The sequence below is a fragment of the Dactylosporangium sp. NPDC051087 genome (assembly GCF_055586325.1).
Window position 1 is genome coordinate 84,751 of sequence record NZ_JBVJIJ010000036.1, and the last position, 15,333, is coordinate 100,083.

Here is a 15,333-nt window from a genome sequence, read left to right on the forward strand (position 1 = left end):
AGCCGATGCTATCGAACGTGATCTCCGTCCGGTATCCCGTGGTGCGCCGCGGACCGGGGCGGGGGAGGCATCATGGCGGGCATGATGCTGCGGCGGTGGGCGGGCGACGACGTGGAAGCGTTCTACGACATCTACTCCCGGTGGGAGGTGATGCGGCATCTGGGCGCGCACCCGCGGCGGGTGGTCGCGGACCGGGACGAGGCCCTCGCCAGGCTGGCCAGGATGCAGTCCCGTGAGGACGGTCCGAGAGGTTACTGGGCGATCGACGTGGACGGGGTGCCGGTCGGCACGGTCCTGCTGCTGCCGCTCGACGACGCCGGCGGGGACTCGGGCGAGGTGGAGGTCGGCTGGCACCTGCACCCCGCGCAGCACGGCAAGGGCCTCGCCACCACGGCGGCCCGGGAGCTGCTGTCCCGGACCAGCGGCCGTGTCCTGGCCCTCACGGACCAGGACAACCTCGCGTCGCAGGCGGTCGCGAAACGCCTCGGCATGACCGACGAGGGGCTGACCGACCGCTGGTATGGCACGACCGCCCGTCAGTTCGCCGTCATGCTCGGCTGAGGATCATGTGGGTCGCCGAGTCGGAGGCGGCCATCCGGGTGCAGGTGAGGCCGTCGGCCAGCCCGTCGGTGAAGAGCCGCTCGCCCCGGCCGAGGACGATCGGGATGATCGTCAGGTGCAGCTGGTCGACGAGGCCGGCGCGCAGATACTGCTGGATGGTGGAGACGCCGCCGCCGAGCCGCACGTCGAGCCCGCCGGCCGCCTTCGTGGCCTGCTCGAGGGCGTCCTCGATGCCGCCGGTGACGAAGTGGAAGACGGTGCCGCCGAGCATCGTCACGCTGGGCCGCGCGTGCTTCGTCAGGACGAAGACCGGGTGGTGATAGGGCGGGTCCTCGCCCCACCAGCCGCGCCACGTCTCGTCGGGGGCCCACGGTCCCCGGACGGGACCGAACATGTTGCGGCCCATGATGGTGGCGCCGAGCCCGGTCTGCCCGGCGGCGATCATCTCGTCGTCGAGGCCCTCGGAGCCGCCCTCCTCGCCGATCATCTGGCGGCCGGTGCGGGTCCGGAAGAACCACTCGTGCAGTCGCTCGCCCCCGGTGCCGAGCGGCTCGTCGAGGCGCTGGTCCGGTCCTGCGCCGTAACCGTCGATGGAGACGCAGAAGTTGTGCACTCTCAGCATTGCCGGATCCCTTCGAAGAACGATGTCACCACCAGGTCGGACAGGGGGGCGCGGGATCGACATGGCGAGATAAAACTAGCCTCCTAGGAAGCTTAACACGATGTGGCGACCGGCAACCATGCGTTTTTGACAATCATTGTCAACAGTCGCCAGGATGGGGATCATGCTGCGACGCGCCGTCCTCGCCGGCCTCACCGCCGGGTCCCTGTTGCTCACCGCCACCGCCTGCGGCGGCGACGAGCAGACCCCGCAGCGGCAGGCCGACGGCCGGCTGAAGGTCGTGGCGGGGTTCTACCCGTTGCAGTACCTGTCGGAGCGGCTGGGCGAGGCGCAGGCCGCGGTCACCAACCTCACCCAGGCCGGGGCGGAGCCGCACGACCTGGAGCTCAAGCCGAGCCAGCTGGCCCGGATCACCGACGCGGCCCTGGTCGTCTACCTGTCGGGCTTCCAGCCGTCGGTCGACGAGGCCGTGCGGCTGCAGGCGAAGGACAAGGCGTTCGACGTCGCCGCGGTCGAGCCCCTCGAGCACGACAACGACCCGCACGTCTGGCTCGACCCGGTCCGCTTCGCCGCGATCGCCGGGAAGCTGGCCGACCGGCTCGCCACCGTCGACCCGGTGAACGCCGACGCGATCAGGACCCGGGCCGGCCAGCTGCGGGACGAGCTCAAGCGCCTCGACGAGGAGTACGCGGCGGGCCTGCGCACCTGCGCCCGGCGGGAGTTCGTGACCAGCCACGCGGCGTTCGGGTACCTCGCCGCCCGGTACGGGCTGACGCAGGTGCCGATCTCGGGCCTGGACCCGGAGGAGGAGCCGAGCCCGCAGCGGGTGTCGGAGGTCGCCGCCCTGGCGAAGGAGAAGGGCGTGACGACGATCTTCTTCGAGGCGCTGGTCAGCCCGAAGCTGTCGGAGACGGTGGCGAAGGAGATCGGGGTGAAGACGGCCGTCCTCGACCCGATCGAGGGCGTCGACGAGGGCAGCGACTACGTGTCGGTCATGGTGCGCAATCTCGCCGCCCTGCGTGAAGCGCTCGGGTGCGGCTGAGTCATATCCTTGGCCGGGTGCGCCGACCATCGAGACCCCTCGCCGCCTTGACCGCGCTCGTGCTGCTGGCCGGCTGCACGGCGAGCCGGGGCACGACCCTGGCCGCGCCGGAGCGGCTGGCGGCCGGCAACCTCGACGGCACCTCCACGCCGGTCGCCGACCCGCTCTACCCGGCCTACGGCAACCCGGCCGTCGACGTCCTGCACTACGGCCTGGCCCTGACCTGGGCGCCGCAGACGAAGACCCTCACCGGGAAGGCGACGGTGAAGCTGCGGGTGCTGCGCGCCGAGCCGGCGCTGTCGCTGGACTTCACCAGCCCGTACACGGTGAGCGCCACGACGGTCGACGGGGCCGCGGCCACCGGGCGGGTCTCCGGCGGCAAGCTGGTCGTCGACCGGGCGGTGCCGGCCGGCAGCACCGTCACCCTCGTCGTGGACTACTCGGGGACGCCGGCGCCGGTGCCGATGCCCTCGCACCGCGGGGACGCCGAGCCGCTCGGCCTGACCGTGACCCCGGCCGGTGAGCTGTGGACGATGCAGGAGCCGTTCGGCGCGTCGACCTGGTACCCGGCGAACGACCAGCCGTCGGACAAGGCGCTGTACGACATCTCGATCACGGTCCCGGAGGGCTGGGAGGCGGTCGCGAGCGGCACCCCGGGCCCGGTCACCGGCAGCACGTTCACCTACGCGTCGACGCAGCCGGTCGCGTCCTACCTGACGACCCTCGCCGTGGGCCAGGACTACCGCCTGGAGCAGCTGAAGGGCGACGTGCCGGTGTACCTGTGGACGCGGCCCGGCAAGGACGACAAGTTCCTGCCGGTGCTGCGCAAGGCGCCGGAGCACATCCGGTGGCTGGAGGCGCGGTTCGGCCGGTACCCGTTCCCGAGCGCCGGGGCGGTCATCGTGCCGTCGCGCTCGGCGATGGAGACCCAGCAGATGGTGACGATCGGCGGCGACGTGCTCGGCAGCTCCGGCAACGTGGCGGGCCTGGACGGGATCATGCTGCACGAGTACGCGCACCAGTGGTTCGGCGACGCGGTCAGCCCGGCGGTGTGGAAGGACGTGTGGCTCAACGAGGGCTGGGCGACCTACGCGGAGGCGCTCTACACGGCGGAGCGGGACGGTTACAGCATCGACGACTGGGCGCAGCGGGCGCGCAAGAGCGACGCGGACGCGCGGCAGCGGCTCGGCCCGCCCGGCAACCCGCGCGCGGACAGTTTCGCGGAGGGCAACGTGTACGTGTGCCCGGCGCTGATGCTGCATGAGCTGCACCGCGCCCTCGGCGACACCGCCTTCTTCGCCCTCGCCAGGGCGTGGGTGTCGCAGCACGCGGGCACGGCGCAGGACCGGGCGGCGTTCACCGCGTTCGTGAACCGGCAGACGGGCCGCGACTTCACGAAGCTCATCGACGCGTGGCTGGACTCGCCGACGACCCCGGCGTGACGGTTATTCGTGCAGCCCGCCGGCGACGACGTGGATGAACGCGGCCTGCACGTCGTCGGTGGTCAGCGCGTTGTCGACGTACGCGTCGATCGGCTTGAGCGCGGTCTTGAGCCGGTCCGCGGAGTCCTTCTTGCCGAGGACGACGACGCTGACGCTGACGGGCTTGTTCGGGTCCTGCAGCTCGGTGAGCTTGCGCACCAGCTCGTCGACGGCGGCGGTGTCGGCGCTGTCCTTGTTCTGGTCGTCGGTGAAGACGAGGACCTGGTTGAACATGTCGTCGCGGTAGTCGTCGCGGACGGACTGGTAGCCGGCGACGATCGCGTCGAAGAGGCCGGGTCCGCTGCGGTGGGCGGCGAGCTTGCCGACCTGCTTGCCGAACGCGGCGCGGCTGGTGTCGTCGAGCCGGTCGGTCGGCATGAGTTTGCGGTAGCCGGGGGTGCCGGGGCTGACCTCCCACAGGCCGAGCCGGGACCCGACGGGCATGAGCCCGGCGAGGACGACGCAGCCGTTGCGCAGCACGTCCAGGGGCGGGATCTGGGCCTTGCCGGGCGGTGGTGAGGCGCCGCCGGTGGGGGTGCCGGCGGCGCCGTTGGCGGCGAGGTCGACGATGATGAGCAGGTTGCTGCGCCGGTCCTCGGGGTCCCAGGTGGCGAAGATGTGCTGCACGTGGTGCGGCTGGAGGACCTCGAAGGGTTTCGCGGTCGGCTCGGGCAGCACGTTGGCGCCGTCGAAGATCGGCCGGAGGTTGTCGGGGCCGCGCAGGCCGGCCTCGGCGATGGCGCGGCTGCCTTCGGCGCTGGTGAACGCGGCGTAGAGGCGGCGCAGCGCGGCGGCCTTCTTCGGGTCGGCGGCGGCGGCCGCGGACGGCAGCCACGTGTAGCGCAGGGTCGCGGTGTGGTCGGTGCCGACGATGTACCGCCGGTCGGACTTCGCCAGGCGCAGGGTGGCCAGCAGCGCGTACTCGGGGATGAGCCCGACCTCGCCGGCCGTCTCGGGGATGGCGGCGAGGTCGTGGTTGACGGTGCGGGTGACGCCTAGGACGTTGGTGAGCACGAGCGAGGAGGCGTCCATGCCCTTGTCCAGCCACACGGCCTCGCCGACGGCGCCGGCGGCGACCATGCCGTCGCCGGACATGGCGGGGTTGCGCACGACCATGCGGACCCCGGAGTTCTTGGTGTTGAGCAGCCCGGCGAGGGCGAGCCAGCTGCCGCCGCCGGCGTTGATCCGGTCGCCGGTCGCGGGGTCGGTGACCATGTAGATGGGGCTGGTCGCGAGGGTCGCGTAGGCGTTGAGGGTGTCCTTCTTCGCCAGGAGCTGCGGCGGGGCGATGACGTCCCAGGCGGCGTCGTCGGGGATCCACAGGTCGGCGCGGCTCTGGCTGAGCTGCCCGCCGGCGGACCGGCCGTCGGCGCTGGTGGTGTCGACGAGGACGCAGTTGCCGCCGCCGCGCAGGGTGCGGCCGGCGGCGGAGACGACGGTGGCGAACGAGGATGCGGTGACGACGTGCAGGGTCGTCTCGCAGCCGCCCTCGGCGCCCTTGGCGGCGTTGTTGGCCACGACGTACCAGCCGGCGCCGCCGACGAGACCGATGCCGAGGAGCAGGACGAGTCCGCGCAGCACGGCGCCGATGAGGCGGGTGCCGGCCTTGTGCTTGCCCATCGTTTTGGCAACCATCCGCGAGGTCAGAGGGGGTTCACGCGGTCGTGAACGCGGAAAGTATGCCATTGAGCAAGGATGATTCGGTTCCCGCTCGGCCGTCCGGCCGTGACCCTGAGCCGTTCAGCCAGGTACACGGGCTGAACGGCTCAGGCGGCGCTCGGCGGGGTGGCGGTCAGCCGCGCGGCACGACGGTGCCGAGGACGCCGGTGCCGGGGTTCCAGTCGGCGGACACGACGGTGGCGCCGCGGCTCGCGAGCAGGTTGATCCGGGCGAGGGCCTGCGCATTGGTGGGGGAGGTGGGGTCGATCGGCGGCGGGACGGCCGACGCGTCGGTCATGACGAGCAGGTAGTGGTTGGTGTTGTACCAGGTGGTGTCGATGGACCCGTTGAGGTAGGTGGCGGCGCTGCCGTCGAAGACGACGAACCAGGGCCGGATGTTCGTCTCGCTGTAGCGGGTGCGCGGGTCGCCGGCGGCGGCGTCGAGCACCGAAGGGAACGACTGGGCCCGGGCGAGGTTCCCGGCGGCGTTGAGGTCGCGCAGGTGGCGGCCGTATTCGACGTCGGTGTCGAGGTTGTCGAACGGGTTGCCGCGTTCGAACGTGCCGGGGATGATCTCGAGCAGGACCTTGCCGGCGAGGGCGGCGCGGGTCGGCCAGTTGTCGGCCTTCGCGGCCGCGTCGAGGGTGGCGTGGGAGCCCTTGAGGTCGGCGGGTTTGAAGACCTTGCCGCCGAGCTTGCCCGCGACGAGGGTGTCGAAGTCGGCGGGGCCGAGCCCGTACCGGCTGTCGAAACCGGCCTTGAGCTCGATCTTCAGGTGCAGCGGGGGGTGGCCGGGGTGGGCGTCGCTCCAGATGCGGATGTCGTCGAGGCAGACGCCGAACTGCTGGTCGCGGGCGCCGGTGCGCAGCTGGGCGGCGGTGGTCGCGGCGGTGCAGTTGTTGCTGGTGCCGAACAGCTCGTGGTTGACCCGCCAGCGCCGGGTGGCGCTGTCGGCCCAGATGTCGAACTCGATGAGGTTGACGCCGGTGTCGAGGGCGTCGGCGAGGTAGGCGAACTTCGCCTTGTCGTAGGTGTTGTGCACGCCGACGGCGGTGGTGCGGGACAGCTTCAGGGCGTCGGTGGGCCCGGCGGCCTGGGCGGCGGACGGGGCGAGCAGTGCGGCGGCGCACGCTACGAGCGTGACGGTGATCGATGGCTTCCAGCGCATGCGGAGCACGATAACCATCGATGGAGTCCGGCCGGGACCGGTGGCGTGAACATCCGCCGAACGATCATCCACAGTGGACCAAGTGAACAGCGTCTGAACAGGGAATAGACGGCCAGGAGTTGCGCGTACCGGCGACAATCTCAGGCGTGAGAAGGACCGGATGGCTGATCGTCCTCGTGGTGCTGCTCGTCGTCGCCGGCGCCTCCGTCGGGCACCTCCTGGCCCGCCGCACCGCCACCCACGAGCTGACCGGCGTGATCGGGTCGGAGAAAGCGCAGTTCTTCGCCGACCCCGACGTCAGGGCCGCCCTCGCCGGGCACGGGTACCGGCTGCGCCTGGACCCCGCCGGGTCCCGCCGCATGGCCGACCTGCCGCTGGACGGCTACGACTTCGCGTTCCCCGGCAGCGCGCCCGCCGCCGCCGAGATCGCCCGGCGGCGCCCCGCTGCGGGCGCCCCGGTGGCCGTGTTCCGCTCGCCCCTCGCCGTGGCGGGCACCGGCCCGATCGTCGACCTGCTGCAGAGCGCCGGCCTGGCCCGCCGCGTCACCGCCGGCGGGCACTGGACCCTGGACCTGAAGGCGTTCGTCGCGGCGAACCAGCGCGGGCAACGCTGGGACCAGATCCCCGGCAACGCCACCTTCAACGTCAGGCAGGCGGTCCTCGTCGCCACGACCCGCCCCGCCGACTCCAACTCCGCGGCGCTGTTCGCCTACGTCCTGGACCAGGTCACCGGCGGCGACCTCGGCGCCGTCACCAAGGTCTTCGCCGACCAGGGCGCCGTCGACACCACCACCGAGGAACCGTTCGAGAGCTGGCTGCGCCGCGGCAAGGACTTCGCGCCCCTGGTCCTGGTCTACGAGGCCCAGTTCCTGGACCGCGGGAAGGGCGGCGACCACGTGCTGCTGTACCCGCAGCCGACGGTCGTCAGCGAACACACCGTCGTGCCGTTCACCACCGCCGGCGCCGACCTCGCGAAACTCCTCGCCACGGACCCGCAGCTGCAGCGCCTCGCCGCCGCGCACGGCTTCCGGACCGCCGCCGAGCCCGGCGCGGTCACCCTCGGCGCCGCCGACACGATCCCGTCCCCGGACGAACCCACCCTGCACGCGCTGCTCGCCGCGCTGGAAGAGAGACTCGCATGAGAAAGCTGTGTGGAGCGCTCGCCCTGATCGTCCTGCTCTCCGCCTGTACCGAGGCACCGCAGGCGGCCAAGGGGGAGGCGCCGTTCCTGAAGGGCGACGGCACGCTGCGGGTCCTGGCCGGCAGTGAGCTCGCCGACCTGCAGCCGATCCTCGACGACGCGGCCGCCGCGACCGGGGTCAAGGTCGTGCTCACCGCCACCGGCACCCTCGACGGCATCGAGTCCGTCGTCAAGGGCGGCGCCGCGAAGCAGTACGACGCGACCTGGTTCGCCAGCAACCGCTACCTGCAGCTGCACCCCGACGCCGCCACGCAGACGGGCACCGCGACCAAGGTCGCCACGTCGCCCGTCGTCCTCGGCCTGCGCCGGTCCGTCGCGCAGCAGCTCGGCTGGCTCGAGACCCGGCCAACGTGGAGCGAGATCGCGGTCGCCGCCGGCGAACGCCGCTTCACCTACGGCATGACCAACCCCGCCGCGTCCAACTCGGGCTTCGCCGCCCTCGTCGGGGTCGCCGCGGCGATCGCCGGGACCGGCGCCGCCCTCACCGCCGACCAGATCGGCCCGATCACCCCGCGGCTGCGGGCGTTCTTCGCCGGGCAGAGCCTCACCGCCGGCTCCTCCGGCTGGCTCATGGACGCCTACCTGCGCGCCGCCGCCGACGGCCGGCCCGTCGACGGCCTCGTCAACTACGAGTCGGTGATCCTGTCGCTGAACGCGTCCGGGAAGCTCACCGAACCCATGGTCGTGATCTACCCCGCCGACGGGGTCGTCACCGCCGACTACCCGCTGACCCTGCTGACGTCCGCGTCGCAGCAGGCCCGGACCAACTACGCGGCGGTCGCCGACTACCTGCGCCGGCCGTCGGTCCAGCGGCAGATCATGGCGAAGACGTGGCGGCGCCCCGCGGTGCCGGACCCGGCGCTGACCCTCGCACCCGAGTTCGGGCCGAGGTCCGGGAACCTGCCGGAGCTGCCGTTCCCCGGCAAGCTCGACGCCGCCGACGCCCTCATCGGCGCGTTCGGCGACTCGCTGCGCCGCCCCGCCCGCACCATCTACGTGCTGGACCTGTCCGGGTCGATGAAGGGCGACCGGCTCGCCGGGCTCAAGACCGCCCTGACCGGGCTCACCGGCGCCGACACCAGCCTGTCCGGGCAGTTCACCCGGTTCAACGGCCGCGAACAGGTGGTGCTGCTGCCGTTCAGTACCAGACCAGGCGCCGCGACCACGTTCGAACTGCCCGAGGCCGGGTTCGACCCCGTCCTCGCACAGATCCGCGGCCACGTCACGAACCTGAAGGCCGAGGGCGACACCGCCATCTACGACGCGCTGCTCGCCGCGTACGGGCTCGCCGGAGCCTCCCCGGACCGGGTCACGTCGATCGTGCTGCTCACCGACGGGGAACGCACCGTCGGCGCCGACCTCGCCGCGTTCCGGGCGAAGGTCCCGCAGCTGCCGAAGGTGCCCGTCTTCACCGTCCTGTTCGGGGAGAGCAACACCGGCGAGATGACCGAGGTCGCGACCCTCACCGGCGGCCGCACCTTCGACGCCCGCGCCACCGGCGCGCTCCCGGCCGCGTTCAAGGAGATCCGCGGCTACCAGTGATCCGGGGAGATCGGTAACGCGGTGTTCAAACGCCGGTGGTGGTGAAACGGCGGGCGAGAGGGTACATCAGTGGGATGGCTGGCCTCTCGCTCGACGACTACGTGGTCGAGGACGACGATGACGACGATCCCGTGCTGCTGCGCAAGGACGGGCAGCCGATCGACACCTGGCGGGAGGACTATCCCTACGACGAGCGGATGACCCGCGACGAGTACGACCGCACCAAGCGCCTCCTGCAGATCGAGCTGCTGAAGCTGCAGTACACGCTGAAGGCCCGCGGCGAGCGTCTGGTGATCCTCTTCGAGGGCCGCGACGCCGCGGGCAAGGGCGGCACCATCAAACGCTTCATGGAGCACCTCAACCCGCGCGGTGCCAGGGTCGTCGCGCTGGAGAAGCCCAGCGAACGCGAGTCGACGCAGTGGTATTTCCAGCGGTACGTCGGCCATCTGCCGGCGGCGGGGGAGTTCGTGCTGTTCGACCGGTCCTGGTACAACCGGGCCGGCGTCGAACGGGTCATGGGCTTCTGCAGCCGCGCCGAATACCTGGAGTTCATGCGGGAGGCGCCGGAGCTGGAGCGGATGCTCGTGCGGTCCGGGATCCACCTCGTCAAGTTCTGGTTCTCGGTGTCCCGCAACGAGCAGAAGACCCGGTTCCTGATCCGGCAGGTCGACCCGGTCCGGCAGTGGAAGCTCTCCCCGATGGACCTCGCGTCGCTGGACAAATGGGACGAGTACACGGAGGCGAAGGAGGCGATGTTCTTCTACACCGACACCGCCGACGCCCCCTGGACCGTGGTCAAGTCCAACGACAAGAAACGCGCCCGCATCGAGGCGATGCGGCACGTGCTGAGCCGCTTCGACTACGACGGCAAGGACGTCGACCTGGTCCGCAACCCCGACCCGCTGATCATCGGCCCGGCCGCCCTCGCAGACGAGCCCACCGACGACGCCCCGCGCCTCTAGGCGCCGTCAGCGGTCCGGGTCTCGCCGCTCGCGCCGGTCGCGGCCGCGGGCGGCCCAGGCGCGCACGCGCGGGGACGGGTCGGCCAGGAGGATCCCCAGCGCGGACCGTGCGTCCGGGCCGGGCAGCCCGCCGAGCCGCCAGCCGAGATCCGCGCGGACGTCGTCGTCGGGGTCGCCGGTCAGCGGCAGCAGCGCCGCGCCGGCGCCGGCCCGGGCGAGGAACGCGACGATGCCCGCCGACCTCGACCGGATGACCGGGTCGGGGTCGGCGAGCAGGCCGCGGGCCACGGCGTCGACCCGGGCGGCGTCGGGCTGGGCGCCGAGCGCCTCGAGTGCCGTGTGCCGCAGGTCCGGGTCGCTCAGCGCCGCCACCAGGGTGTCGAAGTCGTCGGGGTGACCGGCCAGACCGAGCGCCCACAGCCGGGTCGGCTCGTCCCCGCGGTGCGCGAGGATCACCTGCCGGCAGCCTGCCGGGTCTTCGCCGATCAGCTCCTCGATCTCCTCGACGACCGGGTCGGCGCAGTCCCGCACGCCCGTCATGGCGTGCAGGAGCTGCTCCAGTCGCCGCATGCGCCGACGGTACCGGCCGGCGCCGGTTCCTCGTGACCTGCCGCCTTCGCGTCAGATTCTCGTGATCTGCTGCAGCAGCCAGGTGTTGCCGTCGGGGTCGGCGAACGCGCAGTACAGGATGCCGCCCATGTCGTCGACGCCGCCGAGCTCGACCCCGCGGGCCAGCAGCAGCTCCCGCGCCCTGTGGATGTCGGCGACGACCAGGTGCAGGCCGCGCAGCGTGCCGGCGGGCAGGTCCAGGCCCGGCAGGTCCTGGTACAGCACGACCGAGCACGCCGACCCGGGCGGCGTCAGCTGGGTGACGCGGGAGCCGTTGCCCGGCTGGATGTCGTGGTCGAGGCCGAAGCCGAGCAGGTCGACGTAGAACGCGATCGCCCGGTCGACGTCGGCGACGGGCACCGGGACCAGCTCGAGGCGCATGTCCGGGACCGGCGGCAGGGGCAGGCCCGCCGCGTACGCCTCCAGGCTGGCGAAGCCGGCCTCGAGTCCCTCACGCATCCCGGACTGCAGGGCGGCGTCGCGGGCCTCCTGCGACGGGTACCGCACCAGCGTGGTGATCGTCGTGTGGCTGCCGAGGGCGGTGAAGGTCAGCGTGTTGACGGTCTCGGGCCAGTCCGGCCCCCACGACTCGGTGGCGACGAGCCGCAGCGGCCGCTGGACCTCCTGGAACGTGCCGGTGAGCGTCATCTCCGCGTCGCCCTCGCCGCGCAGCACGTAGCGGTACGCGCCGCCGGGCCGCAGGTCGATCTCGCAGACCGGCATCGTCCAGCCGGGCGGGCCCGTCATCCAGTGCGGCAGGTGCTCGGGCTTCGTGTGGCAGTCGAAGACCAGGGCGCGGGGCGCGGCGACGGTCCGCCGGATCTGGATCTCGGTGTCGCTGGGCAGCTCGAACGCGGTGACGCCGGGCTCATTCGTCGCGATCATCGTTGGCTTCCTTCGATTGCAGGGTCTGCAGATAGCGGTCGAGTCGTGCGTAGTTCTCGTCCCAGAACCGCCGGTACTCCTCGGCGAACTCCGTCACCTCGCGCATGGGTGCGGCCTCCAACCGGCAGGGGCGCCACTGTGCCTCGCGGCCGCGGCTGATCAGACCGGCCTGCTCCAGGACCCGCAGGTGCTTGGAGATCGCCGGGCCGCTCATCGCGAACGGGGCGGACAGCTCCTTCACGGTCGCCTCGCCGCGGGTGAGCCGGGCGAGGATCGCCCGCCGTGTCGGGTCGGCGAGCGCCGCGAAGGTCGTGCTGAGCTGATCCGTGACCATCAGTTACCTCACCACTTGGTTATCTAACCTATCGGTTATTTAAGCTGCCGGTGTACCGCGCGTCAAGCCGAACATTTTCCAACAAGATCTTTCAGAAGCCGCCGCGGCTGCGCATAATCGTGCATCGACACACCGCCATGTGTCGTGTCTTTCCGCACTTGGAGATGCCATGAGACGAGCCCTCGCCCTGCTGGCGCTGCTGGCCGGGATGGTGCTGACCCCCGTGCCCGCGGCCGCCGCCACCTCAGGAAACCCGATCCTGCCCGGGGACCACCCGGACCCGTCGATCGAGCTGTTCAACGGCGCCTACTACGTGTACACGACCGCGAGCGGCGGCACGACCGACGCACCCGGCCGCTACTTCCACGCGTGGCGCTCCACCGACCTCACCAACTGGGTCGACGCCGGCGTCGTCCTGGACCGCGCCACCGTCAGCTGGGCGTCCACCGACACCCGCACCTGGGCACCGGACATGGTGTACCGCAACGGCAAGTACTACTTCTACACCGCGATCGCCACGTCCGTCGCCGTCGCCGTCTGCGACTCACCCGTCGGCCCCTGCCGCGACAAGGGCTCACCCCTCGTCCAGGGCAAGATCTTCAACGGCATCGAGGCCATCGACCCGATGGTCTTCGTCGACGACGACGGCCAGGCGTACCTGTACTTCGGCGGCTCCGCCGGCGGCGGCAACATGGGCGTCTTCCGGCTCGGCGCCGACATGACCTCCGTCGCGGGCGCCGTCACCGTGCAGCGCCCGCAGAACTTCACCGAGGCGCCGTTCGTGTTCAAGCGCGCCGGGCGCTACTACCTGCAGTACTCCAACGGCTCGTACGCCGACAACACCTACAACGTGCAGTACTCCACCGGACCCGGCCCGCTCGGACCGTGGACCTACGGCGGGCAGATCCTCTCGGCGAGCGGCACCAACAACGGCCCCGGCCACAACGGCATGCTGCAGTACCCGGGCACCGACGACTGGTACATGATCTACCACCGCTACCAGAACGCCGACTACAGCAAGCGGTACACCGCCCTGGACCGCATGTACTTCAACGGCGACGGCTCCATCCAGCGCGTCACGATGACCTCCACCGGCGTCGACGCCCGCCCCGCCCCGGCCGCAGGCGGCCTCCTCACCGGGCCGGGCGGCAAATGCGTCGACGTCACGGGCGACGACTCCGGCGGCAACGGCGCCGCCGTGCAACTGTGGGACTGCCTGGCGTCCGCCGCCGACCAGCACTGGACCCTCACCGGCGGCGCACTGCGGACCCTGGGCCGCTGCCTCGACGTCACCGGCGGCTCCACCGCGAACGGCGCGCTCGTGCAGCTGTGGGACTGCAACGGCGGCGGCGCCCAGCAGTGGGCACCGCAGCCGAACGGCACCCTGCGCAACCCGGCGTCGGGCCGCTGCCTGGACTCCCCGAACGGCGCCACCGCCAACGGCACCCGCCTGCGCATCTGGGACTGCAACACCGCCGCCGCCCAGCAGTTCCGCCTGACCACGGGCACGATCACCGGCCCCGGCGGCAAATGCGTCGACGTCTCCGGCGACGACATCGGCGTCAACGGCGCCCGCGTCCAGCTGTGGGACTGCCTGCCGTCCGCCGCCGACCAGCACTGGACCCTCACCGGCGGCGCACTGCGGACCCTGGGCCGCTGCCTCGACGTCACCGGCGGCTCCACCACCAACGGCGCGGCCGTCCAGCTGTGGGACTGCAACGGCGGCGGCGCCCAACAGTGGGCACCGCAGCCGAACGGCACCCTGCGCAACCCGGCGTCGGGCCGCTGCCTGGACTCCCCGAACGGCGCCACCGCCAACGGCACCGCCCTGCGCATCTGGGACTGCAACACCTCCGCGGCGCAGGTCTTCCGCCTGACCTGACACTCCTCGCCCTCGGCGCCGAGTCCTTGTGCATGCGGGCCCGGCGCCGGTGTCATGATCGGTGCATTCCTGGTCCACGGGCGAAGGTCGGGAACGATGCCCTCGAATCGCTGCACCGACTCCCTACCCTCGGCGACTCCGACGACCATCCTGTGGCGCGCCCATCGCGACCCGCCGTGCAGGTCCAGAGACTCGTACCGATCGGGCGCACGAGTTGGTCGGATGCCGTGTCCACCTCGCCACCAGCGGGGCGGCGAACTGACGAATCAGCCGACCTGAACCCTCACCAACCAAGTTGATGTGGCCTCCGGCTAGGTAGATTGTTCAAAGTCGATGAGAGGAGTGACGTTGGGTGGGCAGGATGCGATACGAGGCTTCGAATACCAGTTCCTGCGCACGCTTGAGTATGCGTTCGAAGCCATTGCCGACCCAGGATCGTCGGCAACGGGCATCTATGTTGAAAGCCCGCCAGCTGCCACGCCGGACGAGGACGCGGAGGCGGTTGACTTCGCCATCTACCGTGAGTCGGAGTGTCTTGTCAGAGCGCAGGTGAAGACGAGTGCCGCCACGCAGCTTACGGCCTCGGATGCGATTAACGTGCTTCTGCGTCTCACCACGGGTCCGGCTTCCTCTTATCTGCTGTTGGCGACCAGGCCAGCGACCGGCGCGTTCGGGGGCTTGTGTGCGGTGTTGGACGACCACGGCATCACGGACGAGCAGTTCAAAGAATCGCTGGGTGTCTTCGCCGGTCGCGCCGCAGGAGTAACAGCCCGCCTCGGGAAGCTCGACGAAGGCGGCTGGGGCAGGCTCCGTCGATGCCGAATCATCGTCGACGGACGCCCTGCCTCTACAATCCGTCAGCAGATGCGCGAGGAAGTTCGGCGCCTGCGCCATCGATACCGCACCGGCCAAGCGGGGTGGGATGCAGCTGGACTGCTGCTGAGCCACCTTCTGTGGGACATCCTGTCAACAGCCGCCGCTGCACGCGTCCCAGTGATTTCATTCGACGCTATCCGCGCCGCGCTCGCGATGGACAATGCGGCCCTTGCTGCGGCAGTGTCTGGCCGTAATTGGTCGATCAATGTTGGCGCTCATCCGCGACTGACGGATGTCGACCGGCCAGAGCTACTGGATCGAATCGCCGACGTGCTGACTATACCTAACCCCACCCCGCAGGTCCCGACATGCGTACTGCATGGTCCTTCAGGAATCGGCAAAACAAGCCTGTCGGCCGCCTGGGCAAGTGACCGTAGCGACGAGTACACGGTGATCTTTTGGATTGACGCCTCGTCTAGTACGGCAGCCCAGGTTCGTTATGTAGATGCCTGACGATGGGCTGGTGGCGCTCGGGCTGGTCGGCGCGTCGGCGGGCATACTGACGGCCG

14 protein-coding genes are annotated in these 15,333 nt (G+C 71.0%); 8 read left to right on the forward strand and 6 right to left on the reverse strand.

Annotated features, from left to right (window positions below; genetic code table 11):
• Window positions 1-72 precede the first annotated feature (72 nt).
• Complete coding sequence (locus tag ACZ6TV_RS46925) at window positions 73-561, forward strand: GNAT family N-acetyltransferase (protein ID WP_465306661.1); 489 nt, start codon at window positions 73-75, stop codon at window positions 559-561.
• On the opposite strand, the gene ACZ6TV_RS46930 is transcribed toward ACZ6TV_RS46925, so the two are convergent.
• A complete protein-coding gene (locus tag ACZ6TV_RS46930; protein WP_465306663.1) occupies window positions 548-1,183 on the reverse strand; it encodes a dihydrofolate reductase family protein in 636 nt (211 codons plus the stop codon). The genes ACZ6TV_RS46925 and ACZ6TV_RS46930 overlap by 14 nt on opposite strands.
• 163 nt (window positions 1,184-1,346) lie before the next feature.
• Here ACZ6TV_RS46930 and ACZ6TV_RS46935 point away from each other — a divergent pair, with 163 nt between their 5' ends.
• The gene (locus ACZ6TV_RS46935) at window positions 1,347-2,225 is read left to right on the forward strand and encodes a metal ABC transporter substrate-binding protein (protein WP_465306665.1); all 879 of its coding nucleotides are present in this window, start codon (window positions 1,347-1,349) and stop codon (window positions 2,223-2,225) included.
• Window positions 2,226-2,242: 17 nt separating this feature from the next.
• Window positions 2,243-3,667, forward strand: coding sequence for a M1 family metallopeptidase (locus tag ACZ6TV_RS46940; RefSeq protein WP_465306667.1), 1,425 nt, complete (start codon window positions 2,243-2,245; stop codon window positions 3,665-3,667).
• A gap of 3 nt (window positions 3,668-3,670) precedes the next feature.
• On the opposite strand, the gene ACZ6TV_RS46945 is transcribed toward ACZ6TV_RS46940, so the two are convergent.
• The gene (locus ACZ6TV_RS46945; protein WP_465306669.1) at window positions 3,671-5,326 is read right to left on the reverse strand and encodes a substrate-binding domain-containing protein; all 1,656 of its coding nucleotides are present in this window, start codon (window positions 5,324-5,326) and stop codon (window positions 3,671-3,673) included.
• 172 nt (window positions 5,327-5,498) lie between these two features.
• The gene (locus ACZ6TV_RS46950) at window positions 5,499-6,533 is read right to left on the reverse strand and encodes a phosphatidylinositol-specific phospholipase C domain-containing protein (protein ID WP_465306671.1); all 1,035 of its coding nucleotides are present in this window, start codon (window positions 6,531-6,533) and stop codon (window positions 5,499-5,501) included.
• 146 nt (window positions 6,534-6,679) lie between these two features.
• On the opposite strand from ACZ6TV_RS46950, the gene ACZ6TV_RS46955 reads away from it, so the two are divergent.
• The 3 genes from ACZ6TV_RS46955 (at window position 6,680) to ppk2 (ending at window position 10,238) form a co-directional block, all read left to right on the forward strand.
• Window positions 6,680-7,675 (forward strand): hypothetical protein, encoded by a 996-nt coding sequence (locus ACZ6TV_RS46955; RefSeq protein ID WP_465306673.1) that lies wholly within the window; start codon window positions 6,680-6,682, stop codon window positions 7,673-7,675.
• A complete protein-coding gene (locus ACZ6TV_RS46960) occupies window positions 7,672-9,276 on the forward strand; it encodes a vWA domain-containing protein (RefSeq protein WP_465306675.1) in 1,605 nt (534 codons plus the stop codon). Before ACZ6TV_RS46955 ends, ACZ6TV_RS46960 begins: the two co-directional genes overlap by 4 nt.
• Window positions 9,277-9,350: 74 nt before the next feature.
• On the forward strand, window positions 9,351-10,238 hold the full coding sequence (ppk2, locus tag ACZ6TV_RS46965; protein ID WP_465306677.1) for a polyphosphate kinase 2: 888 nt from the start codon (window positions 9,351-9,353) through the stop codon (window positions 10,236-10,238).
• Window positions 10,239-10,244: 6 nt separating this feature from the next.
• On the opposite strand, the gene ACZ6TV_RS46970 is transcribed toward ppk2, so the two are convergent.
• The 3 genes from ACZ6TV_RS46970 to ACZ6TV_RS46980 are packed head-to-tail and all read right to left on the reverse strand — an operon-like array spanning window position 10,245 to window position 12,066.
• Window positions 10,245-10,808: a HEAT repeat domain-containing protein gene (locus tag ACZ6TV_RS46970; protein ID WP_465306679.1), complete on the reverse strand. Its 564-nt coding sequence runs from the start codon at window positions 10,806-10,808 to the stop codon at window positions 10,245-10,247.
• A 51-nt stretch (window positions 10,809-10,859) separates the two neighbouring features.
• The gene (locus tag ACZ6TV_RS46975) at window positions 10,860-11,732 is read right to left on the reverse strand and encodes an SRPBCC domain-containing protein (protein ID WP_465306681.1); all 873 of its coding nucleotides are present in this window, start codon (window positions 11,730-11,732) and stop codon (window positions 10,860-10,862) included.
• On the reverse strand, window positions 11,716-12,066 hold the full coding sequence (locus ACZ6TV_RS46980) for an ArsR/SmtB family transcription factor (RefSeq protein WP_465306683.1): 351 nt from the start codon (window positions 12,064-12,066) through the stop codon (window positions 11,716-11,718). Before ACZ6TV_RS46980 ends, ACZ6TV_RS46975 begins: the two co-directional genes overlap by 17 nt.
• Before the next feature lie 169 nt (window positions 12,067-12,235).
• Here ACZ6TV_RS46980 and ACZ6TV_RS46985 point away from each other — a divergent pair, with 169 nt between their 5' ends.
• Both ACZ6TV_RS46985 and ACZ6TV_RS46990 read left to right on the forward strand, forming a co-directional pair.
• Entirely contained in the window at window positions 12,236-13,948 is a 1,713-nt protein-coding gene (locus ACZ6TV_RS46985) for a family 43 glycosylhydrolase (protein ID WP_465306685.1), read from the forward strand.
• A gap of 348 nt (window positions 13,949-14,296) precedes the next feature.
• Complete coding sequence (locus ACZ6TV_RS46990) at window positions 14,297-15,277, forward strand: hypothetical protein (protein ID WP_465306687.1); 981 nt, start codon at window positions 14,297-14,299, stop codon at window positions 15,275-15,277.
• Window positions 15,278-15,333 lie beyond the last annotated feature (56 nt).

Excerpts from the sequence above, each read along its gene's own strand:
- ACZ6TV_RS46925 (WP_465306661.1), top strand. The coding sequence starts at position 73 with ATGGCGGGCATGATGCTGCGGCGGTGGGCGGGCGACGACGTGGAAGCG.
- ACZ6TV_RS46930 (WP_465306663.1), bottom strand. The coding sequence starts at position 1,183 with ATGCTGAGAGTGCACAACTTCTGCGTCTCCATCGACGGTTACGGCGCA.
- ACZ6TV_RS46935 (WP_465306665.1), top strand. The coding sequence starts at position 1,347 with ATGCTGCGACGCGCCGTCCTCGCCGGCCTCACCGCCGGGTCCCTGTTG.
- ACZ6TV_RS46945 (WP_465306669.1), bottom strand. The coding sequence starts at position 5,326 with ATGGGCAAGCACAAGGCCGGCACCCGCCTCATCGGCGCCGTGCTGCGC.
- ACZ6TV_RS46950 (WP_465306671.1), bottom strand. The coding sequence starts at position 6,533 with ATGCGCTGGAAGCCATCGATCACCGTCACGCTCGTAGCGTGCGCCGCC.
- ACZ6TV_RS46960 (WP_465306675.1), top strand. The coding sequence starts at position 7,672 with ATGAGAAAGCTGTGTGGAGCGCTCGCCCTGATCGTCCTGCTCTCCGCC.
- ppk2 (WP_465306677.1), top strand. The coding sequence starts at position 9,351 with ATGGCTGGCCTCTCGCTCGACGACTACGTGGTCGAGGACGACGATGAC.
- ACZ6TV_RS46970 (WP_465306679.1), bottom strand. The coding sequence starts at position 10,808 with ATGCGGCGACTGGAGCAGCTCCTGCACGCCATGACGGGCGTGCGGGAC.
- ACZ6TV_RS46975 (WP_465306681.1), bottom strand. The coding sequence starts at position 11,732 with ATGATCGCGACGAATGAGCCCGGCGTCACCGCGTTCGAGCTGCCCAGC.
- ACZ6TV_RS46980 (WP_465306683.1), bottom strand. The coding sequence starts at position 12,066 with ATGGTCACGGATCAGCTCAGCACGACCTTCGCGGCGCTCGCCGACCCG.
- ACZ6TV_RS46985 (WP_465306685.1), top strand. The coding sequence starts at position 12,236 with ATGAGACGAGCCCTCGCCCTGCTGGCGCTGCTGGCCGGGATGGTGCTG.